At 67.6% G+C, this 23,628-nt stretch carries 21 protein-coding genes; 12 read left to right on the top strand and 9 right to left on the bottom strand.

Going from position 1 to position 23,628, the window contains the following annotated elements; all coding sequences use genetic code 11:
• The first annotated feature begins 177 nt into the window (after positions 1–177).
• Positions 178–345, top strand: a complete 168-nt coding sequence (locus AC0KUR_RS28895) for a hypothetical protein (protein ID WP_154233702.1) — start codon at positions 178–180, stop codon at positions 343–345.
• Between the two features lie 88 nt (positions 346–433).
• Complete coding sequence (locus AC0KUR_RS28890) at positions 434–637, top strand: cold-shock protein (RefSeq protein WP_006488945.1); 204 nt, start codon at positions 434–436, stop codon at positions 635–637.
• Between the two features lie 181 nt (positions 638–818).
• Here AC0KUR_RS28890 and AC0KUR_RS28885 read toward each other — a convergent pair whose 3' ends face one another.
• The gene (locus AC0KUR_RS28885; protein WP_175028257.1) at positions 819–2,417 is read right to left on the bottom strand and encodes a multicopper oxidase family protein; all 1,599 of its coding nucleotides are present in this window, start codon (positions 2,415–2,417) and stop codon (positions 819–821) included.
• A 619-nt stretch (positions 2,418–3,036) separates the two neighbouring features.
• Here AC0KUR_RS28885 and AC0KUR_RS28880 point away from each other — a divergent pair.
• Positions 3,037–3,261, top strand: a complete 225-nt coding sequence (locus AC0KUR_RS28880) for a hypothetical protein (RefSeq protein WP_034186323.1) — start codon at positions 3,037–3,039, stop codon at positions 3,259–3,261.
• Between the two features lie 123 nt (positions 3,262–3,384).
• Here AC0KUR_RS28880 and AC0KUR_RS28875 read toward each other — a convergent pair whose 3' ends face one another.
• Both AC0KUR_RS28875 and icd read right to left on the bottom strand, forming a co-directional pair.
• A complete protein-coding gene (locus tag AC0KUR_RS28875) occupies positions 3,385–5,613 on the bottom strand; it encodes an NADP-dependent isocitrate dehydrogenase (protein ID WP_473376730.1) in 2,229 nt (742 codons plus the stop codon).
• A 277-nt stretch (positions 5,614–5,890) separates the two neighbouring features.
• Complete coding sequence (gene icd, locus AC0KUR_RS28870; protein ID WP_006478026.1) at positions 5,891–7,147, bottom strand: NADP-dependent isocitrate dehydrogenase; 1,257 nt, start codon at positions 7,145–7,147, stop codon at positions 5,891–5,893.
• 278 nt (positions 7,148–7,425) lie between these two features.
• Here icd and AC0KUR_RS28865 point away from each other — a divergent pair, with 278 nt between their 5' ends.
• From AC0KUR_RS28865 to AC0KUR_RS28840, 6 genes are all read left to right on the top strand, one after another.
• Positions 7,426–8,004 carry a pseudouridine synthase gene (locus AC0KUR_RS28865; RefSeq protein WP_034186325.1) on the top strand — a complete coding sequence of 193 codons (579 nt, stop codon included), beginning with the start codon at positions 7,426–7,428 and terminating at the stop codon, positions 8,002–8,004.
• 281 nt (positions 8,005–8,285) lie between these two features.
• Positions 8,286–8,501, top strand: coding sequence for a hypothetical protein (locus tag AC0KUR_RS28860; protein WP_011352970.1), 216 nt, complete (start codon positions 8,286–8,288; stop codon positions 8,499–8,501).
• Positions 8,502–8,661: 160 nt separating this feature from the next.
• Complete coding sequence (locus AC0KUR_RS28855) at positions 8,662–9,162, top strand: DUF192 domain-containing protein (RefSeq protein WP_034186326.1); 501 nt, start codon at positions 8,662–8,664, stop codon at positions 9,160–9,162.
• A 219-nt stretch (positions 9,163–9,381) separates the two neighbouring features.
• Positions 9,382–11,493, top strand: coding sequence for an elongation factor G (fusA, locus tag AC0KUR_RS28850; RefSeq protein WP_034186327.1), 2,112 nt, complete (start codon positions 9,382–9,384; stop codon positions 11,491–11,493).
• Between the two features lie 165 nt (positions 11,494–11,658).
• Complete coding sequence (locus tag AC0KUR_RS28845; protein WP_034186328.1) at positions 11,659–12,669, top strand: HoxN/HupN/NixA family nickel/cobalt transporter; 1,011 nt, start codon at positions 11,659–11,661, stop codon at positions 12,667–12,669.
• A 297-nt stretch (positions 12,670–12,966) separates the two neighbouring features.
• Positions 12,967–14,484 (top strand): hypothetical protein, encoded by a 1,518-nt coding sequence (locus AC0KUR_RS28840; RefSeq protein ID WP_473376729.1) that lies wholly within the window; start codon positions 12,967–12,969, stop codon positions 14,482–14,484.
• Positions 14,485–14,511: 27 nt separating this feature from the next.
• On the opposite strand, the gene AC0KUR_RS28835 is transcribed toward AC0KUR_RS28840, so the two are convergent.
• Complete coding sequence (locus tag AC0KUR_RS28835) at positions 14,512–15,357, bottom strand: aldo/keto reductase (protein ID WP_473376728.1); 846 nt, start codon at positions 15,355–15,357, stop codon at positions 14,512–14,514.
• Between the two features lie 166 nt (positions 15,358–15,523).
• Between AC0KUR_RS28835 and AC0KUR_RS28830 the strand changes: the two genes are divergently transcribed.
• The gene (locus AC0KUR_RS28830; protein WP_034191129.1) at positions 15,524–16,270 is read left to right on the top strand and encodes a GntR family transcriptional regulator; all 747 of its coding nucleotides are present in this window, start codon (positions 15,524–15,526) and stop codon (positions 16,268–16,270) included.
• Positions 16,271–16,291: 21 nt separating this feature from the next.
• Here the strand turns inward: AC0KUR_RS28830 and AC0KUR_RS28825 are convergent, their stop codons facing one another.
• Both AC0KUR_RS28825 and AC0KUR_RS28820 read right to left on the bottom strand, forming a co-directional pair.
• Entirely contained in the window at positions 16,292–17,683 is a 1,392-nt protein-coding gene (locus AC0KUR_RS28825) for a CoA transferase (protein ID WP_034191130.1), read from the bottom strand.
• Positions 17,684–17,868: 185 nt separating this feature from the next.
• Positions 17,869–18,192 (bottom strand): DUF2917 domain-containing protein, encoded by a 324-nt coding sequence (locus AC0KUR_RS28820; protein ID WP_034191131.1) that lies wholly within the window; start codon positions 18,190–18,192, stop codon positions 17,869–17,871.
• A gap of 218 nt (positions 18,193–18,410) precedes the next feature.
• Here AC0KUR_RS28820 and mdtD point away from each other — a divergent pair, with 218 nt between their 5' ends.
• Both mdtD and AC0KUR_RS28810 read left to right on the top strand, forming a co-directional pair.
• Positions 18,411–19,847: a multidrug transporter subunit MdtD gene (gene mdtD / locus AC0KUR_RS28815; RefSeq protein ID WP_473376727.1), complete on the top strand. Its 1,437-nt coding sequence runs from the start codon at positions 18,411–18,413 to the stop codon at positions 19,845–19,847.
• Positions 19,848–20,040: 193 nt separating this feature from the next.
• Complete coding sequence (locus AC0KUR_RS28810) at positions 20,041–21,315, top strand: EAL domain-containing protein (protein ID WP_034191133.1); 1,275 nt, start codon at positions 20,041–20,043, stop codon at positions 21,313–21,315.
• A gap of 19 nt (positions 21,316–21,334) precedes the next feature.
• On the opposite strand, the gene AC0KUR_RS28805 is transcribed toward AC0KUR_RS28810, so the two are convergent.
• The 3 genes from AC0KUR_RS28805 to AC0KUR_RS28795 form a co-directional block, all read right to left on the bottom strand.
• Entirely contained in the window at positions 21,335–21,940 is a 606-nt protein-coding gene (locus tag AC0KUR_RS28805; RefSeq protein ID WP_059560288.1) for a class I SAM-dependent methyltransferase, read from the bottom strand.
• Between the two features lie 84 nt (positions 21,941–22,024).
• Complete coding sequence (locus tag AC0KUR_RS28800) at positions 22,025–23,071, bottom strand: 2-dehydropantoate 2-reductase (RefSeq protein ID WP_124670940.1); 1,047 nt, start codon at positions 23,069–23,071, stop codon at positions 22,025–22,027.
• Positions 23,064–23,588, bottom strand: coding sequence for an Mpo1 family 2-hydroxy fatty acid dioxygenase (locus tag AC0KUR_RS28795; RefSeq protein ID WP_124670941.1), 525 nt, complete (start codon positions 23,586–23,588; stop codon positions 23,064–23,066). Before AC0KUR_RS28795 ends, AC0KUR_RS28800 begins: the two co-directional genes overlap by 8 nt.
• Positions 23,589–23,628: the final 40 nt, after the last annotated feature.

Below are 23,628 nucleotides of genomic sequence, written 5' to 3'. Positions count from 1 at the left end.
CCGGCTGCGGTGCCGGCTTTCACGCGTGGCGCGGAACACGAACCGTCAGGGGGCAACTGCACCGGAGCGTCGTGTCCGCATCCAGTATCCCACAAGCCGGGACGACTCGAACGCGTGTCACTCGAGCCTGGTATATGAGCCGATTATGCGGCTTTTCAAGCCCCGGCGCTCGGCGGCATGCTGCAAAGCAAAGCCGGAAAAACCCTGAAAATGGGTTCTTTACAACGACCCTCTAAACGTCTAAAAATTCCTCTTGACACTCCAATAAAGAGCGCCAACAATCAAGCTGGCACTTTTTTCAATTCGCCGGTTGGCGAAATGAATGAGGCCGAGGTGAGCTTGTGAGGGGGGAACGGCTGCATTTTCCGGTCGTTTAGCTTTTCGAGCGTGCTCGTGGTAAGTAGCAGCGACTGTGTGACAGGGGAAGTAGGAAATGGCAACTGGTATCGTTAAATGGTTCAACGACGCGAAGGGCTTCGGTTTCATCACTCCCGACGAGGGCGGTGAGGATCTGTTTGCGCACTTCTCGGCTATCACCATGAATGGCTTCAAGACGCTGAAGGAAGGCCAGAAGGTGAGCTTTGACGTCGTCCAAGGGCCGAAGGGCAAGCAAGCGTCGAACATCCAGGCCGTATAAGGCATCGGATATCTGACGAAGAAACCCGGCGCATTGCGCCGGGTTTCTTTTTTTGGAGGCCGGCCATTCGATAATCGATTGGCCGGCCTTTTCGTTCAATCCCGATAATTGAACACACATTGTCTTGTCACACATGCAGATCGGATATCGATCCCGCACGTGAAACATATTCACGACTTCGTTACACGACCTTCAGCGTGCCCATCATGCCGAGATCCTCGTGTTCGAGAATGTGGCAATGAAACATGCGCTCTCCGGGCATGTCTTGCGTGACGAGAATCGACACGGTTTCACCGCTGCGCACGTTCACGGTATCGCGCCATGCGCGCAACGGTTCGGTCGTGCGCGCGCCGCCCGACGCGCGCTCGATCACCTGGAACTGCGTGCCGTGCAGGTGGAACGGGTGATCCATGTCGGTGCCGTTGCGGATCTCCCAGCGCTCGACGTCGCCGCGGCGGCTCGTCAGCGTTGCACGGTGCGCCGCATAGGTTTCGCCGTTGATCATGAAGCGCATGCCGGCCGGCCGGCCGTGCGCCGCGCCCTTCATCATCGCGTCCATGTCCATTTCCTCGCCGAACTCGACCGTCTTGCGCGCAACCGGTTCGCCCAGCGGCGGTACCGTGCGCAGCGTGGCCGGCAACGCGCGCGCGGCGGCGGGCGCGAACGCGACATCGGCCAGTGCCAGCGCCGGATCGGGCGGCAGGCTGCCGTGGCCGTCGTCGTGCGACATCGCCATCTTGCGGCGGTCGTATTCGGCCGCCTGCAGCACCGCGCGCGATGCGCGGTCGCCCGCGCGCACGAGCAGCTCCGCACGCTCGCCCGGCGCGATCAGCAACGACGTCACGCGGCGCGGCGCATCGAACAGCCCGCCGTCGGTACCCACGTGCTCGAACGCACGGCCGTCGTCGAACGCGACGCGCAGGTAGCGCGCGCTGCACGCGTTCCACACGCGCCAGCGCTCGTCGCCCGCGATGTCGATGCGCGGCCGGCGCGCGCCGTTAACCAGGACGAACTGACCTTCGCGGCCGTTCATCCAGTCCATCATGTCGTTCGGCGCAATCGTGCCGTCGCGCGCAAGCTTCAGGTCCGACACGAACAGGTTGCGCTCGGGCCAGCCGGCGAGCGGATCGTCCGCGGCGCGCACGATGAACGGGCCGGCCAGCCCGCGAAATACCTGCTCGGCCGTCATCATGTGCGGATGCGGGTGGTACCAGTAAGTGCCGGCGCTGCCCTTCGGTAGCGTGAAACGGTACACGCGCGACGCGCCGGGTGCGACGGGATCGGACGGATTGCCGTCCTGGTCGGGCGGCACGGGCAGGCCGTGCCAGTGGATCGTCGACGGCTGCGGCAGCCGGTTCACGAATTTGATTTCGACCGTGTCGCCCTCGCGCACGTCGATCAGCGGGCCGACGACGGGGCCTTGCGCGCCCGCGCCGAACTGCCAGAACGTGGTCGGCCGCGTGCCGCGCAGCATCGGGCGCGCGACGGGTTGCGCGACCAGCGTCGCCCGGAACGTACCGGGCTCGCGGCTTTCGTTCGCGAGCGTGCGCAACGTCGCGAGCGGCGCGCCGGCCGGCAGCGCGTCGGCGGCCGCGAGCGCGGCCGGCGCGGGCTTGCCGTGCCCCGCATGGTCCGCCATCCCCGACATGCCCGGCATGTCGTCCATCGAATCCATGCCGGCCATGCCCGCATGACCGGCATGCTGCGCCCACGCGGTGCGCGCGAACAGCGACGCGGCTGCGACGCCGATGGCGCGCGACAGGAAGGTTCTCCGTCTCATCAATCGATCCTCGTTATCCATGCAGCGTCGCACGACCGCCGCGACGCACGCGCCGGCCGGCCGGACCGCCGGTGCGCGACGCGAAACCTGATGCCCGTCATCATAACCGCTGGCTCCGCTCGAACGGCGCCGCCCCGGCCGGGCGGCGATACGCCACAGCGCTGCTGCTTACGGCCCTTCGGCAGCGATCGCCCCAGCCCTGAACCATGCCCGCCGCCGCATCCAGCCGCCCGTTTCGCCCCTACCGTCGGCCACCCAGTCGGCGCGTGTCGCGCCACCCCTCCACGAAACCGCCAATTTTTCACGATGCGGAACAAGTCCCTGCGTTGTAAAAATTCGTGGTGCAGGGCACAAATTTCCCGTTTCGCGATGGCAAAAAACGTTCCGCAATATGGAACATGGAAAATAATCCGTTGTTTTTAAACATGAATTTTTGTTTCGAGAAGCCGTTCTAGTTGCACCATCCAACCGGGTCGCGGACGTAGACTTTGTTCCATGCACTGACGCTTCGCCACGACGTTCGATACGGAACCCGGCGCAAGCAGCCAGTCGGGCCACAGCCGGCCGAGCCGGCAGGCGGCACACCAGAATCGCTTGTGATCAGAAAGGGAGAACGGAAATGAAGGGATTTCGCTTTGGTTCAGCGCTCGGGTCGTTCTACATCCTGCCGGGTAACGGCGGCTGGGAAGCGACGTTCGGCAACGCCCTGCTCGGCGCATTCTCGTGCCCCGAAGTCGCGGCCGACCACATCTCCCGCGGCGACTGCGAACACCTGTCCGAACTGGACACGGCCACGCTCGAGGTGCCGCACGAAATCGCCGAATGGGAAATCGTTCACGTCTGAATGGCAAGCCTGCAACGAAAAACGCCCCGGGCGACCGGGGCGTTTTCATTGGATGTCGGACGGCGAACGGCTAACCGCGCCGCGTAGACATACGCATCGGCTCGCGCGATCGCGCGGCCCGCGTCAGACGACTGCGTCGACGATGCCGTTCAGCGTCGCGCTCGGGCGCATCGCCTGGCTCGTCAGGTCGACGTTCGGACGGTAGTAGCCGCCGATCGCCTGCGCCTTGCCTTGCGCGGCCGCCAGCTCTTCCAGGATGCGCGCTTCGTTGTCGGACAACGACTTCGCCACGCCTTCGAACTGCGCCTTCAGCGCGGCGTCCTCGGTCTGCTCGGCCAGCGCCTGCGCCCAGTACAGGCACAGGTAGAAGTGGCTCCCGCGGTTGTCGAGGCCGCCGACCTTGCGCGCCGGCGACTTGTTCTCGTCCAGGAACTTGCCGGTCGCCTGGTCGAGCGTCTTCGCGAGCACGACCGCCTTCGGGTTCTGGTATGCGTTGCCGAGGTGTTCGAGCGACGCGGCCAGCGCGAGGAATTCGCCGAGCGAATCCCAGCGCAGGAAGCCTTCCTCGACGAACTGCTGCACGTGCTTCGGTGCCGAACCGCCGGCGCCCGTTTCGAACATCCCGCCGCCGGCCATCAGCGGCACGATCGACAGCATCTTCGCGCTGGTGCCGAGCTCCATGATCGGGAACAGGTCGGTCAGGTAGTCGCGCAGCACGTTGCCGGTGACCGAGATCGTGTCCTTGCCCGCACGGATGCGCTCGAGCGAGAAACGCGTCGCGTCGACCGGCGTCATGATGCGGATGTCGAGACCGTTCGTGTCGTGATCCTTCAGGTAGCGTTCGACCTTCGCGATGATCTGCGCATCGTGCGCGCGCGCCGGATCGAGCCAGAACACGGCCGGTGCGCCGGTCGCACGCGCGCGGTTCACCGCGAGCTTGACCCAGTCCTGCACCGGTGCGTCCTTGGTCTGGCACATGCGCCAGATGTCGCCCGACTCGACCGCGTGCTCGAGCAGCACGTTGCCGGCTTCGTCGGTGACGCGCACGACGCCGTCCGCCGGGATCAGGAACGTCTTGTCGTGCGAACCGTATTCTTCGGCCGCCTGCGCCATCAGGCCGACGTTCGGCACGCTGCCCATCGTGACCGGATCGAATGCGCCGTGCTGCTTGCAGTCCTCGATCACGGCCTGGTAGACGCCTGCGTAGCAGCGGTCCGGAATCACGGCCTTCGCGTCGTACAGCGCGCCGTCCGGGCCCCACATGCCGCCCGAATCGCGGATCATCGCCGGCATCGACGCGTCGACGATCACGTCGCTCGGCACGTGCAGGTTCGTGATGCCCTTGTCCGAGTTGACCATCGCGAGGCGCGGGCGCACCGCGTATTCGGCCTTCACGTCGGCTTCGATCGCTTCGCGCGTGTCGGCCGGCAGGTCCTTCAGGCGCGCGTACAGGTCTCCGATCCCGTTGTTCGGGTTGAAGCCGACCTGCGCCAGCACGTCCGCGTGCTTCGCGAGCGCGTCGCGATAGAACACCGACACGAAGTGACCGAACAGGATCGGGTCCGAGACCTTCATCATGGTCGCCTTCAGGTGCACGGAGAACAGCACGTCCTGCGCCTTCGCGTCGGCGATCTGCGCGTCGATGAAGCTGCGCAGCGCGTTGCGGCTCATCACCGATGCGTCGATCACTTCACCGGCCTTCACGGCCGTCTTTTCCTTCAGCACCTTCTTCGCGCCGTCGGTCGTCGTGAGCTCGATCTTCACGCTGCCGGCCTCGGCGATCAGCGCCGACTTCTCGCTGCCGTAGAAGTCGCCTTCGCTCATGTGCGCGACGTGGGCCTTCGACGTCGCCTTCCATGCGCCCATCTTGTGCGGATGCTTGCGTGCGTAGTTCTTGACCGACAGCGGCGCGCGGCGGTCGGAGTTGCCTTCGCGCAGCACCGGGTTCACCGCGCTGCCCTTGATCTTGTCGTAGCGCGCCTTGACCGCCTTCTCTTCGTCCGTCGACGGGTCTTCCGGGTAGGCCGGCAGCTTGTAGCCCTGCGCCTGCAGTTCGGCGATCGCGGCCTTCAGCTGCGGCACCGATGCGCTGATGTTCGGCAGCTTGATGATGTTCGCTTCCGGCTTCAGCGTGAGCTGGCCCAGCTCGGCCAGATCGTCGGAACCCTTCTGCTCGGGCGGCAGGATGTCTGCGAAGGCCGCGATGATGCGGCCGGCGAGCGAGATGTCGCGCGTTTCGACGGCGACGCCGGACGAGCGCGTGAAGGCCTTGACGATCGGCAGCAGCGAATAGGTCGCGAGCGCGGGCGCTTCGTCGGTGAGGGTGTAGATGATCTTGGGCGAAGTGGACATGGTCGATGCGTTGCTACGTGAAATGGGACTGAGGAGCGCCGGCGGGTAACCGGCGGGGAGCGACCAGGTCGGTCGCGAAAGGGGCGCCGGGTTCAGCCGGGCGATGGTGTTGCGAGGGCCGTCATGTTCTACCTTGCAGGGCCTCCGGGCCGCTTCGCGGCGCCGCGGCCCGCATGCCGGACCGCCCTGCCAACAAACCTGCCATCCACGAAACGCTCCGGCGCCGGCAGTCAGCACCGGAGCGGCCGGCATGCGCCGGCCCACCCCGGAAGGGGTCTTACATGTTCTCGATCAGCACTTCGCCGAAGCCGGAGCACGACACCTGCGTCGCCCCTTCCATCAGGCGCGCGAAGTCGTACGTGACGCGCTTCTGCAGGATCGACTTCTCCATCGCGGCGATGATCGTGTCGGCCGCTTCCGTCCAGCCGAGGTGGCGCAGCATCATTTCCGCCGACAGGATCTCGGAACCGGGGTTCACGTAATCCTTGCCCGCGTACTTCGGCGCCGTGCCGTGCGTCGCCTCGAACATCGCGACCGAATCCGACAGGTTCGCGCCCGGCGCGATCCCGATGCCGCCGACCTGCGCGGCCAGTGCGTCGGAGATGTAGTCGCCGTTCAGGTTCAGCGTCGCGATCACGTCGTATTCGGCCGGGCGCAGCAGGATCTGCTGCAGGAACGCGTCGGCGATCGAATCCTTGATCACGATCTCGTTGCCCGTCTTCGGGTTCTTCACGCGCATCCACGGGCCGCCGTCGATCAGCTCGCCGCCGAATTCCTTCTGGGCCAGCGCGTAACCGGCGTCACGGAACAGGCCTTCCGTGAACTTCATGATGTTGCCCTTGTGCACCAGCGTGACCGACTTGCGATCGTTGTCGATCGCGTACTGGATCGCCTTGCGCACGAGACGCTCGGTGCCTTCCGTCGACACGGGCTTGACGCCGATCCCCGAGGTTTCCGGGAAGCGGATCTTCTTCACGCCCATTTCGTCCTGCAGGAACTTGATGACCTTCTTCGCCTGCTCGGAACCCGCGGCCCATTCGATGCCCGCGTAGATGTCTTCCGAGTTCTCGCGGAAGATCACCATGTCGATCTTCTGCGGCTCGCGCACCGGCGACGGCACGCCCTTGAAGTACTGGACCGGGCGCAGGCACACGTACAGGTCGAGTTCCTGGCGCAGCGCGACGTTCAGCGAACGAATGCCGCCGCCGACCGGGGTCGTGAGCGGCCCCTTGATCGACACCACGTATTCCTTCAGCACCTGCAGCGTCTCGTCCGGCAGCCACACGTCCGGACCGTACACCTTCGTCGCCTTCTCGCCCGCGAAGATCTCCATCCAGTGGATCTTGCGCTTGCCCTTGTAGGCATGCGCGACCGCCGCGTCGACGACCTTGATCATGACCGGCGTGATATCGAAGCCCGTACCGTCGCCTTCGATATAGGGAATGATCGGCTGATCGGAAACGTTGAGCGAGAAGTCCTTGTTGACGGTGATCTTGTCACCGCCTTCCGGAACCTTGATGTGCTGATACGGCATGATCGACTCCAGTGACGTGGCTGAGCAGGTGATGCTGGTCGAAGCTGCGCGCGCGGCGGGGGCGCGGCATGGCCACCCCGTGACGGGCAACAGCGAGCCGCTATTCTAGCGCCCCAACCGGGCACTTCGGCATGAACCGCGGCACTGCGTATCAAGACCTCACTTATGTCTTATATAAGACAGAGGACTTGCCGTTCCGTATTATGCATTAAGATTCCGCCATTTGCCATAGACCGCCCGCCTCCGCGTCCCGCGGCGCGCCGGGCGGGCGCCCCGCCATGAACCTAATCGCCCTCAACAAGCCGTTCGGCACGATTTGCCAGTTTTCCGCGCACGAGACGCGCCCGTCGCTCGGCGACTGGGTAAAAACGCCCGGCGTGTATGCGGCCGGCCGGCTGGACGCGGACAGCGAAGGCTTGCTGCTGCTCACCGACGACGGCGCGCTGCAGGCGCGCATCGCGGAGCCGCGCCACAAGCTCGTGAAACGCTACTGGGCGCAGGTCGAGGGCGCGCCCGGCCCGGCCGACCTGAAGGCGCTCGCGCGCGGCGTCGACCTCGGCGACTACGTGACGCGGCCGTGCCGCGCCGAATTCATCGAGCCGCCCGACACGCTGTGGCCGCGCACGCCGCCGATCCGCTATCGCGCAGCGATCCCGACCACGTGGATCGAACTCGCGATCACCGAGGGCAAGAACCGGCAGGTGCGCCGGATGACCGCGGCCGTCGGCTTCCCGACGTTGCGCCTGGTGCGTGTCGGCATCGGCGCGCTGGACATATTTGCGCTCGGCATTGCGCCGGGCGAAACAATCGCACTGCCGCCGCGCGCGCCATGGGACGGTTTCGCGCCCGCCGGATGACGAATTCGGGAGGCACGCATTTTTCGTCATCTTTTTCGTCAACCGCCCGCGAAGATCGCGCGTTAAACCACGCAGATGCCAACCTTAGCTATCCGGCATTGGCAGCCGAACCCGTGTTTGCGTCACGAAAGCGACGTTTTTCTCGAATACGATTCGGCGCCCGCAGCGCAATGAGAAATTTCTCGAAGCGTCTGTCAACCGAAAGGTGGATGGCACCGTTAGACGACATGACTCCTATTGCCGGGTCATTTGGTTAATTAACTAAAGCTGAGGAACACAACATGAACAAACTGATCGCCGCTCTGGTCGCTGGCCTCTTCGCAACGGCTGCTTTCGCACAAGCTTCGGCTCCGGAAGCTGCTCCGGCAGCAGCAGAAGCTGCTTCGGCACCGGCTAAGCACGCTGCCAAGAAGCACCACGCTGCCAAGAAGCACCACAAGGCATCGAAGAAGGCTGCAGCAAGCGACGCAGCAGCACCGGCAGCTGCTTCGAACTAAGTAAGCAAGCTGTAATAACGCAGTCAAGAACACGCAGTCTTGCCGTTCTTACGGCGTTGAAAGGCAGATCACCGCAAGGCGATCTGCCTTTTTCTTTTTTGTGCCCGCCGGCGCGCATCGCGTACCATGCGGGTCTCGTTTTCCAGACAGGAGCCATGCTGTGCAATTCTCCCTGCGCTCGTCGCTCGGCCGCCTAGCGCGCGCCGCCGTCTTTCCCGCCGCGCTCGCCGTCCTCGCGCTCGGCATGCAGGCCGCCGCCGCGCAGGTGCCGCCCGGCGCCAAGCAGCCGAGCGAGTTCCCGCGCGTGAAGCTGCGCGCCGGCATGTACGTGATCGACGCGGCCGTCGCCGCGAACGACGCCGACCGCGAACAGGGGCTGATGTACCGTTCGCAGCTCGCGCCCAACGAAGGCATGCTGTTCGTCTTCAACGAGAACGCCGTGCACTGCTTCTGGATGAAGAACACGCTGATCCCGCTGTCGATCGCGTTCATCCGCGCGGACGGCACGATCACCGACATCGACGAGATGCGGGCGGAGACGACCGACAACCACTGCCCGCGCAACAACGGCGTCTACGCGCTCGAAATGGGCAAGGGCTGGTTCGCGGCCAAGGGCATCAAGCCCGGCATGAAGCTCGACGGCCTGCCGAAGGCCCAGTAACGGTCTTTTCCGCGGCGGCGCGCCGCGCACCGACCGAAGCCGGCCGCCCGCTGCGCGCCGGTTTTTTTTCGCCTGCCGGCGGCAACGCCCCGCTTGATTCCGCCGCTGCTGGCCGCATCTGCAAAAGCCACGCGCAAGCGCTATGCTTGAAGTCTCGCTTGTTCCAGCCCGGGCCGGCCCAGTCGGCCCGCTTAAGATCCGAACCACCAGGAGGTTCACGTGCCCCGCAAAACCCCCATCGAGCGCTATCGCAATATCGGGATCAGCGCTCACATCGATGCCGGCAAGACCACGACGACCGAGCGCATCCTGTTTTACACCGGCGTGAGCCACAAGATCGGTGAAGTGCACGACGGCGCGGCCACGATGGACTGGATGGAGCAGGAGCAGGAACGCGGCATCACGATCACGTCGGCGGCGACCACGGCCTTCTGGAAGGGCATGGCCGGCAACTATCCGGAACACCGCATCAACATCATCGACACGCCCGGGCACGTCGACTTCACGATCGAAGTCGAGCGCTCGATGCGCGTGCTCGACGGCGCGTGCATGGTCTACGACTCGGTCGGCGGCGTGCAGCCGCAGTCCGAAACCGTATGGCGCCAGGCAAACAAGTACAAGGTGCCGCGCATCGCGTTCGTCAACAAGATGGACCGCATCGGCGCCGACTTCTTCCGCGTGCAGAAGCAGATCGGCGAGCGCCTGAAGGGTGTCGCCGTGCCGATCCAGATTCCGATCGGCGCCGAAGATCATTTCCAGGGCGTCGTCGATCTCGTGAAGATGAAGGCGATCGTGTGGGACGACGAAAGCCAGGGCGTGAAGTTCTCGTACGAGGAGATCCCCGCGAACCTCGTCGAGCTCGCGCACGAATGGCGCGAGAAGATGGTCGAGGCGGCGGCCGAAGCGAGCGAGGAATTGCTCGAGAAGTACCTGCACGACCACGAGTCGCTGACCGAGGACGAGATCAAGGCCGCGTTGCGCAAGCGCACGATCGCGAACGAGATCGTGCCGATGCTGTGCGGCAGCGCGTTCAAGAACAAGGGCGTGCAGGCCATGCTCGACGCGGTGATCGACTACCTGCCGTCGCCGGTCGACGTGCCCGCGATTCTCGGCCACGACTTCGCCGACCCGGAAAAACCGGCGGAACGTCATCCGAGCGATGACGAGCCGTTCTCGTCGCTCGCGTTCAAGATCATGACCGACCCGTTCGTCGGCCAGCTGATCTTCTTCCGCGTGTATTCGGGCGTCGTCGAGTCGGGCGACACGGTGCTCAACGCGACGAAGGACAAGAAGGAACGGCTCGGCCGGATCCTGCAGATGCACGCGAACGAGCGCAAGGAAATCAAGGAAGTGCGCGCGGGCGACATCGCGGCGGCCGTCGGGCTGAAGGAAGCGACGACGGGCGACACGCTGTGCGATCCGGCCAAGCCGATCATCCTCGAGAAGATGGAATTCCCCGAGCCGGTGATCTCGCAGGCCGTCGAGCCGAAGACGAAGGCCGACCAGGAAAAGATGGGCCTCGCGCTGAACCGTCTCGCGCAGGAAGATCCTTCGTTCCGCGTGCAGACCGACGAAGAGTCCGGCCAGACGATCATCTCGGGGATGGGCGAGCTCCACCTCGAAATCCTGGTCGACCGGATGAAGCGCGAATTCGGCGTCGAAGCGACGGTCGGCAAGCCGCAGGTCGCGTATCGCGAGACGGTGCGCACGACGGCCGCCGACGTCGAGGGCAAGTTCGTCAAGCAGTCGGGCGGCCGCGGCCAGTACGGCCATGCGGTGATCACGCTGGAGCCGAACCCGGGCAAGGGCTACGAGTTCCTCGACGAGATCAAGGGCGGCGTGATTCCGCGCGAGTTCATCCCGGCCGTCGACAAGGGCATCACCGAAACGCTGAAGAGCGGCGTGCTCGCGGGCTACCCGGTCGTCGACGTGAAGGTGCACCTGACGTTCGGCTCGTACCACGACGTCGACTCGAACGAAAACGCGTTCCGGATGGCCGGCTCGATGGCGTTCAAGGAAGCGATGCGCAAGGCGAAGCCCGTGCTGCTCGAGCCGATGATGGCCGTCGAAGTCGAGACGCCCGAGGAATTCATGGGCAACGTGATGGGCGACCTGTCGAGCCGTCGCGGCATCGTGCAGGGGATGGAAGACATCGCGGGCGGCGGCGGCAAGCTCGTGCGCGCCGAAGTGCCGCTCGCGGAGATGTTCGGCTATTCGACGTCGCTGCGTTCGGCCACGCAGGGCCGCGCGACCTACACGATGGAGTTCAAGCAGTACGCGGAAACGCCGGCCAACGTGTCGGAAGGCGTGATCAGCGCGAAAACGAAGTAAGCGCCGGGCGCGCGCGCCCCGTCGCATGCACGCAAGGCCCGTCCGGTTCCGGACGGGCTTTTTTTTCATCCGGCGCGCGCGGGGTTCGCGGCTTTTTGATCGGCACGCCAGGCATTTTTTTCGCGTGCCACAATGGATGGCGAATTGTCAGATGGAACCCGCCCGATGCCGCCCACCCCTGCCCTGCGCCGCCTGCTGATCCTTTATGCCGGCCTGATCACCGCGAACGTCGCGGTCTGGCTGTGGGCGCTCGCGGTGCTGCGCGACCATCCGCTGCTGCTCGGCACCGCGGCAATCGCGTACGGGCTCGGGCTGCGTCACGCGGTCGACGCCGATCACATCGCCGCGATCGACGTCGCGACGCGCAAGCTGATGCAGGATGGCCAGCGTCCGGTGAGCGTCGGTTTGTTCTTCTCGCTCGGCCATTCGACCATCGTGATCGCCGCGACGCTCGGCATCGCGCTGACCGCGTTCGCGCTGCGCGACCGGTTCGATGCGTTCCGTGAAATCGGCGGCACGATCGGCACGGCCGTATCGGCCACCTTCCTGCTCGTGCTCGCGTGCGTGAACCTGCTGATCCTGCGCGACGTCTGGCGACGCTATCGCGGCGCATCCGGTCACGCGCACGACGATGCGCATGTACACCGCCCTGCCGGGCTCGTCTCGCGACTGCTGCGCCCGCTGTTCCGGTTCGTGTCGAAGAGCTGGCACATGTATCCGGTCGGCGTGCTGTTCGGGCTCGGTTTCGATACTGCAACCGAAATCGGCCTGCTCGCGATCGCCGCCGCGCAGGCGAGCCAGGGGCTGCCGGTCTACACGGTCATGCTGTTTCCCGCGCTGTTCACCGCCGGCATGACGCTGATCGACTCGACCGACAATGTGCTGATGATTCAGGCATACGGCTGGGCGATGGACGATCCGCAGCGCAAGCTGCTCTACAACGCGAGCATCACGTTCGTGTCGGCGGCCGTTGCACTGGCGATCGGCGGGATCGAGGCGGCCGGACTCCTGGCCGACAAGCTGTCGCTGACGGGCCCCGTGCGCGATACGCTCGATGCGCTCGGCGATCGCTTCGGCTCGATCGGCTACGGCATCATCGCGCTGTTCCTCGTCTGCTGGATCGCGTCGATCCTGTTCCATCGCTGGCAGCGCGCAGCCGACGCGCCCGCACGCTGAGCCGCCCGCGAACGCTCAGACGTTTCAATCCGGAAACAAAACACCCCCACGACGTTGCATGCGCCCGTCGCGTGCTCACGTGCGCGTTGCGCGACGGGCACAAGCGGCCGATGGCACGAATCTCGCAGAGAGGGATTCGCACGGCGGGCCCGCGTGCCGATCCGCGTTCGCGGCTGGCGTCAAGCGTCGGCCCGAACGCAATCGGCCGCCGACCGGACAACGAATCCTTGCTGGCCCCCTGCACCACACGTAGATAGTCGCGCGGCAACGAGGCATCGCGCGCATGGGGAGGCCATGATGCATAAGACGAAACAACCGTCCCGCCCGGCGGGACGGCGCCCTCGTGCAACCTTGCTGGCCGCAGCCGCGTTGGCGTGCTGCTGCTCGTATGCCGTCGCACAAACCACCACGCCCGACTCCGGGCCCGACGCGAGCGCCAGCGCGGACACCATCATGACGCTGGTCGCGGACGCTTCGTCATGCGCCGCCAATCCGGCCGCGTGTGCGGGGCAGGTTCATGCCGGTCATGGGATCGGCGGCGGTAAAGGTGCCGGCCCGAGTGGCAGCGGCGGCGGCAGTCCCGGGCCGGGTAACGGCAATGGCAGCGGCAGCGGCAGCGGTGCAAATAACGGGAACGGCGCCGTCGGGCCTGCCGGTGTCGGTGGAGCGACAGGCGGCACATCCGGCGGTACGAGCGGCACGGGTCGCGGAGGCAACGCGTCCGGTAACGGTGGTTCAGGTGGCGGTACTTCGGGCAGCGGTACTTCGGGCGGCGGTACTTCGGGCGGCGGCACTTCGGGTGGCGGCACTTCGGGTGGCGGCACTTCGGGTGGCAGCACTTCGGGTGGCGGTACTTCGGGCGGCGGCACCTCGGGCGGCGGTACTTCGGGTGGCGGTACTTCGGGCGGCGGTACTTCGGGTGGCGGCACCTCGGGCGGCGGTACTTCGGGTGGCGGTACTTCGGGTGGCGGCACTTCGGGTGGCGGCACTTCGGGTGGCGGCACTTCGGGTGGCGGCACTTCGGGCGGCGGTACTTCGGGTGGCGGTACTTCGGGTGGCGGTACTTCGGGCGGCGGTACTTCGGGTGGCGGCACTTCTGGAAGCGGAGGCCATGGCGGACACGGAGGTGGAGGCGACGGAGACGGTGGTGGTCACGGCAATGGTGGCGGCCATGGTGACGGCGGCGGCCACGGCGACGGTGGCGGCCACGGTGACGGCGGTGGTCACGGTGACGGCGGTGGCCACGGTAATGGTGGCGGCCACGGCGATGGCGGTGGTCACGGCGATGGTGGCGGCCACGGCAACGGTGACGGTGGTGGTCACGGCAATGGCAACGGCAGTGGCGGCTCAGGCAACGGCAATGGTGCCGGCGGCAATGGCGGCCATGGCAGTGGTAGCGGTAATGGCGGTTCGGGCAACGGCAACGGTGGTCACGGTAACGGCGGCGGCAACGGCAATGGCGCTGGCGGTAACGGCGGCCATGGCAGTGGCAGCGGCAATGGCGGTTCGGGCAACGGCAACGGTGGCCACGGTAACGGCGCCGGCAACGGCAATGGCGCTGGCGCTGGCGGTAACGGCGGCCATGGCAGCGGCGGCGGTTCGGGCAACGGCGGCGGCAACGGCAATGGGGCCGGCAGCAACGGTGGCCAAGGCAACGGCAATGGTGGCCACGGTAACGGCGGCGGCAATGGCAACGGTAACGGCAGTGGTGGGGCCGGCAATGGCGGCGCCAACGGTGTCGGCAATGGCCACGGTACCGGCAACGGCAATGGCGGCGGTCACGGCAACGGCGGATCGTCCGGCGGCAACCACTGACCGGAAGCGTTACCCGGCCGGGTGCCGTCAGAGCATCTCGAGCGCGCGCTTGCTGCGAGGCGGACGGAAGTACGCGTCAAGCTGCGCGCGCTCGTCCTCGCTCAATTCGAGATCGAGCGCGGCGCGATTGTCGCGCACGTGCTCGATCCTCGACGCCTTCGGGATCGCGAATACGCCCGGCTGCGCGAGCACCCAAGCCAGCGCGACGCGCATCACCGATACGCCGCGCAGCCGCGCGATCTCGTCGAGCGGCGAACGCTTCGGCAACCGTCCGTGGTCGACCGGGCTGTATGCCATCGCCGGGATCCGGTGGTCGGCGAGCCACGGCAGCAGGTCGAATTCCGGGCCGCGCCGCGCGATGTTGTAGAGGATCTGGTTGGTCGCGCAGGCGCCGCCGCCCGCCCCGCCGACGAGTTCCTCCATGTCGGCCGTATCGAAGTTGCTCACGCCCCAGTGACGAATCTTGCCCGCGCGCCGCAGCATCTCGAAACCCTCGACCGTCTCCTCGAGCGGCACCGAGCCGCGCCAGTGCAGCAGGTACAAGTCGAGGCGATCGGTGCGCAATCGCTTGAGGCTCGCGTCGCACGCGGCGACGACGCCGCGCCGGCTCGCATGATGCGGATAGACCTTGCTGACGAGAAAGACGTCATCGCGCAGGCCCGCGAGCGCCTCGCCGACGAGTGCCTCGGTCGCGCCGTCGCCGTACATCTCGGCCGTATCGACCAGCGTCATCCCGAGTTCGACACCTTCACGCAGCGCGGCGATCTCGTCCGCCCGGCGGGCCGGCCGCTCGCCCATTTCCCAGGTGCCCTGGCCGAGCTTCGGAATCGTCTCGCCGTCCGGCAGGACGACCGTGGCGATCGTGTCTGTCATGCGTTCCTCGTTGCGGATTCGTGGCCGCGCACCGCGGCCGAAGCATGGAATACGACGTGTCAGTGTAGTCAATCGGCGCGGCGTCGGCCTATTGCACGGCAAAAACCGGCTATAACGGTGCCGCATGATGACTTAGAATGGCCGCAACCTGATCGATACCCATTCCATGAAGGCACCCACGGACGACCGGTGGCAAGACCTGCGCCCCGACCCCGACAACGACACGCCGCTGTACCTGCAGCTCGCCCGCAAGCTCGGCGATGCGATCCACGACAACCGCTGGACGGCCGGCGAGGCCCTGCCTTCGGAGCGCGTGCTGTCCGATGCGCTCGGCGTATCGCGCATCACCGCGCGCAAGGCGATCGCGCTGCTCGTCGAGCAGGGCTTGATCCGCCGCACGCAGGGCGCGGGCAACTTCATCCAGCCGCGCTACGAGGATCCGCTGTCGCGACTGTCGAGCTTCAGCGAAATGCTCGAGCGCCGCGGCTTCAAGCCGAGCTCGCAATGGCTCGCGCGCGAAATCCAGCCGGCGAACCGCGACGAAGTGATCCAGCTCGGACTGTCGCCGGCCGCATCGGTGACACGCCTGAAACGCCTGCGTCTCGCCGACGGCATCGTGATGGCCGTCGAGAACTCGACGTTCCCCGCCACGCTGATTCCCGATCCGCAGGCGATCGCCGGCTCGCTGTACAGCTATCTCGAAGCGCGCGGCACGCCGATCGTGCGCGCGCTGCAGCATTTCCGCGCGGTCAACGCGACCGACGAGATCGCCGAACAGATGGGCATCGCGCCGCACGACGCGCTGCTGCTGATCACGCGGATCGGCTATACGTCGGACCAGCGCGCCATCGAACTGACCGATACCTACTGCCGCAACGACTACTACGACTTCGTCGTCGAACTGCGCAAGTAACGCCGGCCGCGCAGCCGGCATCTACAGCCAGCGCGCATCGTCGGTGCCGGGCGGCACGGGCGGCCGCGCGAACGCCGGCGGCGTGGCCGACAACCGCTCGGCCGGGCGCACGGTGTCGAGCATGCCGAACGGCGACGCGACGCGATCGATCCGGTCGCGCACGTCGGCAGCCGCGAGATCGGGCGCATGCAGGCCGTCCTGCACATTGCCGAACGACTGCAGCCAGCGCCCCGTCTGCGCGAGCGACATCCGCACGTGCCAGCTTCCGCCTTCGCACGATCGCCGCGCGAGCGCGATCATCGCGCCGAACGCCGCGAGATAGCCGGTCGCATGATCGAGCGCCTGGCAAGGCAGAGGGCGCGGCGCATCCGCATGGGCGGCCTGCTGCTCCCGCCATGCGATCCCGCTCGCCGACTGCACGAGACTGTCGAAGCCGCGCCGTCCCGCCCACGGCCCCGCATGCCCGTATGCCGAGATCGACACGCACACGATGCCGGGCCGCCGCTGCGCCAGCGCCTGCGGCGCGAAACCGCGGGCGGCGAGCGAGCCGGGCCGGTACGACTGCAGGAACACGTCCGCGTCGCGCACGAGCGCGTGCAGCGTCTCGACACCCGCCGTATCGCGCAGGTCGATCCATGTCGAACGTTTGCCGCGCCCGTTGTCGATCACGAGCGGCGCGATGTTCGGCAGGTGCGGCCCGTTGACGAGCAGCGTCTGCGCGCCGTGCGACGCGAGCGTGCGGCCCGCGACCGGGCCCGCGATGATGCGCGTGAGATCGAGCACGCGCACGCCCGCGAGCGGCGGCCCGGCTTCGCCGCGGCCGATCGGTTCGAGCGGCGCATCGCCGATCCGCTCGATGTCGAACAACGGCAGCGACGCGATCGCGCGCGCCTGCTCGTGCGCCGCCCATTCGTCAGGGGTTCTGATCAATGCCGCGCACAGGCCGGCCTCGGCCAGCGCGGTGTCGAGCGCCGCGCCGTCCCATCTGCGGATCGCCGCGGCGACGTCGGCGCGCTGCGCGCCGCAACCGAGTACGGCGAGGATCCCGCGCAGGTGATGCGGGAAGTTCGCATGCAGCTGGATCCAGCGCCCGTCGCCCGTCTCGAAGAAGCCCGTCACCGGATGACGCAACTCCGGCGGCGGGCCGTCGTCCACACGCAGGTAGCGTTCGCTGCGGAACGCGACCAGCGCATCGCGCACCGACACGTCGACGGATTGCGCGACGCCCGTGCGAAGCCGGTGACATTCGGCCGCCGCGAGCCCGGTTGCCGCGATCGTCGCTGCCGCGAGCGTGCCGACATGAAACGTCGACGGCAACGTCGGGTCCCGCCCCGTCACGGTCACGCGGGCGAGCGCGTCGCGATCGCCGTGTGCGCTTTGCCACAGATGCGTCAATGCGAGTTCCGGCGTCATGGTGAAGGGGCGATGGAGGACACGGAATCGAGTCTAGAATTCGCGCCCGGCGCAATCAATCCCGATCGCGCGAATCGATGCGCGGGCGCGCTTCAGGAGGCCGGCAAGCGCGATCGGCGCCAGATCCGTCCGCGGCGCCGGGTACCTCCGCCATCCGCCGCGTTCGCGCAAGCGCCCCGCGCACGCTACATCGGCAGCGACGCGGCCGCGTGGCGCCGGCCGTCCCGCCACGCGACGAGCGGCCGCCACCACGCATGCACAACACGCGCGGCCGGTGCCGCGTGCGGCCCGAACGCGAACGTCGCGCCGCGTGGCCCCGCGCTGACCCATACGCGCACGCCGGGCTCGAACGTCAGCGAATCGCCGGCGCGCAGCCAGTGGTCGTCGAGCCGGCCCTCGACGGTCACCCACACGTCGCCGTCCGCCACCTGCAGTGCGGTGCGATCGACGATCCGCCACCGTGCGGCCGGCTCGTCGCCGTCGATCACGTAAAGTCGCAGTTCGCGCATGGCAGCCTCCTGGTCGCACGGTTTCGATGGCACCAGTATTTCGGACAGTGACAGCACGCGGACAGATACGGCTGCAGACACTTTTAGCTGAACTGTACTGGTCGAGCGACGAGGACGGCATCCGACCGCCGGATTTCGCGTCACGCCGGGTGCCGAACCTGCACGGCCCATCGGGTTTCCCTACAATGTCGGCTGTCCCGCGCCACCGCCCCGCTCCCATGTTCCAGCGCCCGCCTGCCGCCGCCCCCGGCGAAAAAAATCTCACCGTGATGCTCTGGCTCGTTGCGACGGGCTTCTTCATGCAGACCCTCGATTCGACGATCGTCAACACGGCGCTGCCGTCGATGGCCGCGAGCCTCGGGGAATCGCCGCTGCGGATGCAGTCGGTCGTGATCGCGTACTCGCTGACGATGGCGGTGATGATCCCCGTGTCAGGCTGGCTCGCCGATACCTTCGGCACGCGACGCGTGTTCTTCAGCGCGATCCTGGTGTTCTCGCTCGGTTCGCTGCTGTGCGCGAATGCGCATACGCTCTCGCAGCTCGTCGCGTTCCGCGTCGTGCAGGGAGTCGGCGGCGCGATGCTGTTGCCGGTCGGGCGGCTCGCGGTGCTGCGCACCTTTCCGGCCGAGCGTTATCTGCCCGCGCTGTCGTTCGTCGCGATCCCGGGCCTGATCGGCCCGCTGATCGGACCGACCCTCGGCGGCTGGCTCGTGAAGATCGCGTCGTGGCACTGGATCTTCCTGATCAACGTGCCGGTCGGCATCGCGGGCTGCATCGCGACCTTCTACTCGATGCCCGATTCACGCAACCCGGCCGTCGGCCGCTTCGACCTGAAGGGCTATCTGCTGCTGACGATCGGCATGGTCGCGATCTCGCTGTCGCTCGACGGGCTCGCCGATCTCGGCATGCAGCACGCCGCCGTGCTGGTGCTGCTGATCCTGAGCCTCGCGTGCTTCGTCGCGTACGGGCTGTACGCGGTGCGTGCGCCGCAACCGATCTTCTCGCTCGACCTGTTCCGGATCCACACGTTCAGCGTCGGGCTGCTCGGCAACCTGTTCGCGCGGATCGGCAGCGGCGCGATGCCGTACCTGATCCCGCTGCTGCTGCAGGTGAGCCTCGGCTACTCGGCGTTCGAGGCGGGGCTGATGATGCTGCCGGTCGCGGCGGCCGGGATGTTCTCCAAGCGGATCATCACGCGGCTGATCACGCAGCACGGCTACCGCAAGGTGCTGCTCGCGAACACGATCATGGTCGGCGTGATGATGGCAAGCTTCGCGCTGATGCGCGACTCGGTGCCGGTGTGGGTGAAGGTCGTGCATCTCGCGCTGTTCGGCGGCTTCAACTCGATGCAGTTCACCGCGATGAACACGCTGACGCTGAAGGATCTCGGCACGGGCGGCGCGAGCAGCGGCAACAGCCTGTTCTCGCTCGTGCAGATGCTGTCGATGAGCCTCGGCGTGACGGTCGCCGGCGCGCTGCTCGCGACGTTCACGGGCATGCTGCGCACCGTGACGCCGAGCAATACGCTGCCGGCGTTCCACGCGACCTTCATCTGCGTCGGGATCATCACGGCCGCGTCGGCGTGGATCTTCGCGCAGCTCGCCCCCGAGATCCGCAGCACCGCGCGCAAGACCGACCCGTCCGAGCGCGCGTGACGCGCGGCGCGCGCCGTTTCGGGGGCCGCGCCGCCGCCGCGCGCACCAGGACGGTGCAGACCGCCCCCGGCAACGCACGCGCCGATGCGCCCCGTCCCGGCCGCGACGGGCGGCCGCACGCGGCGCGATGCCGTGCATGCTTCTTGCTGGCCTATTCTCTAGGTAAACTGGCAGTCCTCCATCGGCCGACATCATGAGCATGATCGAAATCGATCCCCCCGGCTTTCAGCCGCCCCGCCCCGTCGCCGGCGACGACGGGAACCGGCGCACCGTGCTGTACGGCGGATACACCGTGTTCAGCGTGTTCCAGCCCGTTTTCTCGGTGTCGCACCGCCGCGCGATCGGCTATCACGCGTCGCTGCGTGCGCACGACGAGGAAAGCCGCCAGGTGGCGTCGCACGAGGTTTTCACGCAGGCGGCGCGGCGCGGCGACCTGCTCGAACTCGGCCGGCTCGCCGAATCGTTGCATCTCGGTAACTTCCACGCGTTCGACAGTCACGACGAATGGCTCTTCCTGAGCCTGCATCCGGCCGCGCTGATGGACACCGTCTACGGCGACGCGCTGCTCGCGAACCTGAAGGCGCTCGGGCTGCCGCCGCACCGCGTGGTGCTCGAGGTACCCGAGCAGGCCGGCGGCGAAACGCCGCGCTATGCGGCGATCGTCGACGGGCTGCGCAAGGCCGGCTTCCTGATCGCGCTGGGCGGGTTCGGCGCGAAGCATTCGAACATCGACCGCGTGTGGCACCTGCATCCCGACATCGTCACGCTCGACCGCGGCATCCTCGCGCAGGCGAGCGAGCACTCGCACCTCGAACGCGTGCTGCCGGGGCTCGTGTCGCTGCTGCACGAATCCGGCCAGCTCGTGCTGATGGGCGGCCTGTCGACCGAACGCGACGCGCTGATCGCACTCGAATGCGACGTCGATTTCGTGCAGGGCCAGTATTTCGCGGGGCCGAGCGTCGACCCCGTGCAGCCGCAGGCCGCCGCGGGCTGCATGGATACGCTGTCGGCCGCACTGCGGCTGCGCGTCGCGCAACGCGAACGCACGCAGGCGGAACGGCTCGCGCCGTACGTCGCCGCGCTCGAGGAAGCGAGTCAGAAGCTCGGCGCGGACGCGCCGCTCACCGACGCGGCCGCCGCCGTGCTCGGGCTGCCGGAAACCGCGCGCTGCTTCCTGCTCGATGCATCGGGGCGCCAGATCGGCGACAACGTGCTCGCGCGCGGCAGCGTGTCGCAACGCGCGAAGCGCTTCCGTCCGCTGCTGCATTCCGAAGGGGCCAGCTGGGAGCGCCGCCCGTACTTCATCGACGCGATGCGGGCGCCGGGCCGCGTGCACCTGACGGCGCCCTACCTGTCGATCAACGAGGCGCACCTGTGCGTGACCGCGTCGATCGCCGCGCCCGCGGCGACCGGCATGCAGGTGCTCTGCGTCGACATCAACTGGGAAGCGGCGCTCAACCGCGAATAAGCGCGACGGCGCGCCGCCGTCACGCGGCGCCGCCCGCCTTGCGCACGATCAGCCGGTGTACGCGCTTGCCGGACGACGCGCCGACGACCTCGTGCTCGTCGATCACCTGCACGTCGGCGCCGAGTGCCGCATGCATCCGCGCCGAATCCAGTGCCGTATAGAGTCGGCCGCGCTCGTCGCGCGACGTGCCGTGTCCCGCCACCCGCCAGCTCAGGTACAACGTGCCGCCCGGCATCAGCAGATCGGCCAGCCGCGCGGCCGCCGCTGCCGCATCGGCCTGTTCGAGGTGCATGACGACCGTCTCGCACAGTACGTTGCGAAACGCGCCGGACGGCACACCGGCCAGCGCCGGCAGCGCGGCGAGCTCGAAGCGCAGGTCCGGATGGTGCCGGCGCGCCTCGTCGAGCAGCGCGGCGCTCGCGTCGTAGCCGCGGACGTCGAAACCGCACGACGCGAGCCAGGCCGTGTCGCGGCCGGCGCCGCAGCCGACGTCCGCGGTCGGCCCCGGCGAGAAATATTGCTCGAGCAGCGCGTACATGTCGTCGGGCGCGGCCTGGTCGAGCCAGTCCTGCGCATATCGCGCGGCATGGGCGTCGTACGCGTCGAGCGTCGGGCGATCCACCATGGTGAGTGCTCCGCAAGGGCGTCGTATGACGCACCCCGCATCTTAGCCGTTGCGCGTGGCCTGCGGCGCCGCGCGCGACCCGGCCTACGCGGCCCGCACGTCGCCCGCGCGTGGCGCCCGCGCGATCAGTTCGGCCCACAGCGCGTCGCCGCGCCACGCCGGGCGCACGACCGCGCCTTCCGCGTCGTGGACCAGCGCGCACAGGCGCGCATTGACGGGCGCCTGCGCGCCGAAGCGCGCGGCCAGCCGCACGATCTCGCCGTTGATCCACTCGACCTCCGTCGCACGGCGCGCCGCAAGATCGTCGGACATCGACGAGCGCGCAAGCGGGTCGATCGCCAGCATCCGGCCGCCGAGCACACGGAAAGCCGCGTCGGGCAGATCGAGCATGGCAGGGACCCAGCCGGCCGGCAGCGGCGTGAGCCGCGCCGGCCGGATCGCGGCGCGTGCCAGCCAGTGCAGCGCCTCGCGCTGGGCCAGCGCGACGCAGCGACGGTACGCGCGTTGCGCAAGCTCGTCGCGCAGCGACAGGTTCGCGAGCGCATTGACCGCATTGTTCAGGTTGAGCAGCAGCTTCGCCCACTGCACGGCCCGCATGTCGCGATGCAGCGAGAGTGGCAGCCCGGCACGCGCGAATGCGCCGACGAACGGCTGCAGCGCGGACGACGCGTCGGCCGCGAGCGCGCCGGCCGAACCCTGGTGAAACGCACCGGGCCCGCGCTCGATCACATTGAACGGCACCATGCCGGCCAGCACGGTCGCTTGCGGCAGCGCGTCGCGCAACGTGTCGGCATGGTGCAGGCCGTTCTGGAAGCTGATCACGACCGTGCCGGGCCGCAGCACGCCGGCCAGTTGCCCGGCTGCCTCCCGCGTGGCGGCCGACTTCACCGCGACCAGCACGAGCCGTGCGTCGGCCGCGGCGGCCGGATCGGTCGCGAACGCGACATCGGCCGCCGCGAGCGTCGCGCGATAGCCCCGCCGGTCGGTCAGCGTGAGCCCGTGCCGGTGAATCGCATCGCCGATCCGCGCGCGGCCGACTAGCGTCACGTGCGCGCCGCCCGCCGCGAGCCGGCCGCCGAGATAACAGCCGACGGCACCTGCGCCGAACACGCAGACCGGCGCATCAGACATGCGAGTGCGCGCCGCCGTGCACGGGGCCCGCGCGCCGCTCGACTTCGCGGCGCACCTCGGCGCGCAGCCCCGCGAAGAACGCGACTTCGGCGACGACGAACAGCGGCCCGACCATCAGGCCGACGAGGTCGTCGACGAACGCGGGCTTGCGCCCTTCGAACCAGTGCCCGACGAATTGCACGATCCAGCCGACGACGAACGCGCCGATGCCGATCGCGAGCCATTGCGCGGTCGGCAGCAACGCGAGCGACTGCGCGGCCCACAGGCCGAGCGCGAACAGCGCGGTCATCATGATCCCGAACCGCAGGTCGAGGCGCAGGTAGAACACGACGAACGCGACCGCGAGCAGCAGCGCCGGCGACAGCGCGACGCCGGCCAGCATCCCGACCGCCGGCCGCGACAGCAGCACCTCGACCGCGAACACGATCATCGGGATGCCGACCAGATGCGTCGCGATGTTGCGCGCGTCGCGATGGTAGGCCGCATACTGCGAAAGATGGTCTTCGAGCGTCTTCATCGCGTCTCCTGGTCGGTTATTGAGCGCTATGATGCGCGTC

Source organism: Burkholderia sp. YHN3-13 (assembly GCF_055810675.1).
Note: the sequence above shows the minus strand (reverse complement) of the source record. Positions and strands in the feature narration are given on the sequence as shown.

Excerpts from the sequence above, each read along its gene's own strand:
- AC0KUR_RS28885 (WP_175028257.1), bottom strand. The coding sequence starts at position 2,417 with ATGAGACGGAGAACCTTCCTGTCGCGCGCCATCGGCGTCGCAGCCGCG.
- AC0KUR_RS28825 (WP_034191130.1), bottom strand. The coding sequence starts at position 17,683 with ATGACGCCGGAACTCGCATTGACGCATCTGTGGCAAAGCGCACACGGC.
- AC0KUR_RS28895 (WP_154233702.1), top strand. The coding sequence starts at position 178 with ATGCTGCAAAGCAAAGCCGGAAAAACCCTGAAAATGGGTTCTTTACAA.
- mdtD (WP_473376727.1), top strand. The coding sequence starts at position 18,411 with ATGTTCCAGCGCCCGCCTGCCGCCGCCCCCGGCGAAAAAAATCTCACC.
- AC0KUR_RS28840 (WP_473376729.1), top strand. The coding sequence starts at position 12,967 with ATGCATAAGACGAAACAACCGTCCCGCCCGGCGGGACGGCGCCCTCGT.
- AC0KUR_RS28860 (WP_011352970.1), top strand. The coding sequence starts at position 8,286 with ATGAACAAACTGATCGCCGCTCTGGTCGCTGGCCTCTTCGCAACGGCT.
- AC0KUR_RS28835 (WP_473376728.1), bottom strand. The coding sequence starts at position 15,357 with ATGACAGACACGATCGCCACGGTCGTCCTGCCGGACGGCGAGACGATT.
- AC0KUR_RS28805 (WP_059560288.1), bottom strand. The coding sequence starts at position 21,940 with ATGGTGGATCGCCCGACGCTCGACGCGTACGACGCCCATGCCGCGCGA.
- AC0KUR_RS28865 (WP_034186325.1), top strand. The coding sequence starts at position 7,426 with ATGAACCTAATCGCCCTCAACAAGCCGTTCGGCACGATTTGCCAGTTT.
- icd (WP_006478026.1), bottom strand. The coding sequence starts at position 7,147 with ATGCCGTATCAGCACATCAAGGTTCCGGAAGGCGGTGACAAGATCACC.
- AC0KUR_RS28800 (WP_124670940.1), bottom strand. The coding sequence starts at position 23,071 with ATGTCTGATGCGCCGGTCTGCGTGTTCGGCGCAGGTGCCGTCGGCTGT.
- AC0KUR_RS28795 (WP_124670941.1), bottom strand. The coding sequence starts at position 23,588 with ATGAAGACGCTCGAAGACCATCTTTCGCAGTATGCGGCCTACCATCGC.
- AC0KUR_RS28890 (WP_006488945.1), top strand. The coding sequence starts at position 434 with ATGGCAACTGGTATCGTTAAATGGTTCAACGACGCGAAGGGCTTCGGT.
- AC0KUR_RS28880 (WP_034186323.1), top strand. The coding sequence starts at position 3,037 with ATGAAGGGATTTCGCTTTGGTTCAGCGCTCGGGTCGTTCTACATCCTG.
- AC0KUR_RS28820 (WP_034191131.1), bottom strand. The coding sequence starts at position 18,192 with ATGCGCGAACTGCGACTTTACGTGATCGACGGCGACGAGCCGGCCGCA.
- AC0KUR_RS28875 (WP_473376730.1), bottom strand. The coding sequence starts at position 5,613 with ATGTCCACTTCGCCCAAGATCATCTACACCCTCACCGACGAAGCGCCC.
- AC0KUR_RS28810 (WP_034191133.1), top strand. The coding sequence starts at position 20,041 with ATGAGCATGATCGAAATCGATCCCCCCGGCTTTCAGCCGCCCCGCCCC.
- AC0KUR_RS28845 (WP_034186328.1), top strand. The coding sequence starts at position 11,659 with ATGCCGCCCACCCCTGCCCTGCGCCGCCTGCTGATCCTTTATGCCGGC.
- AC0KUR_RS28830 (WP_034191129.1), top strand. The coding sequence starts at position 15,524 with ATGAAGGCACCCACGGACGACCGGTGGCAAGACCTGCGCCCCGACCCC.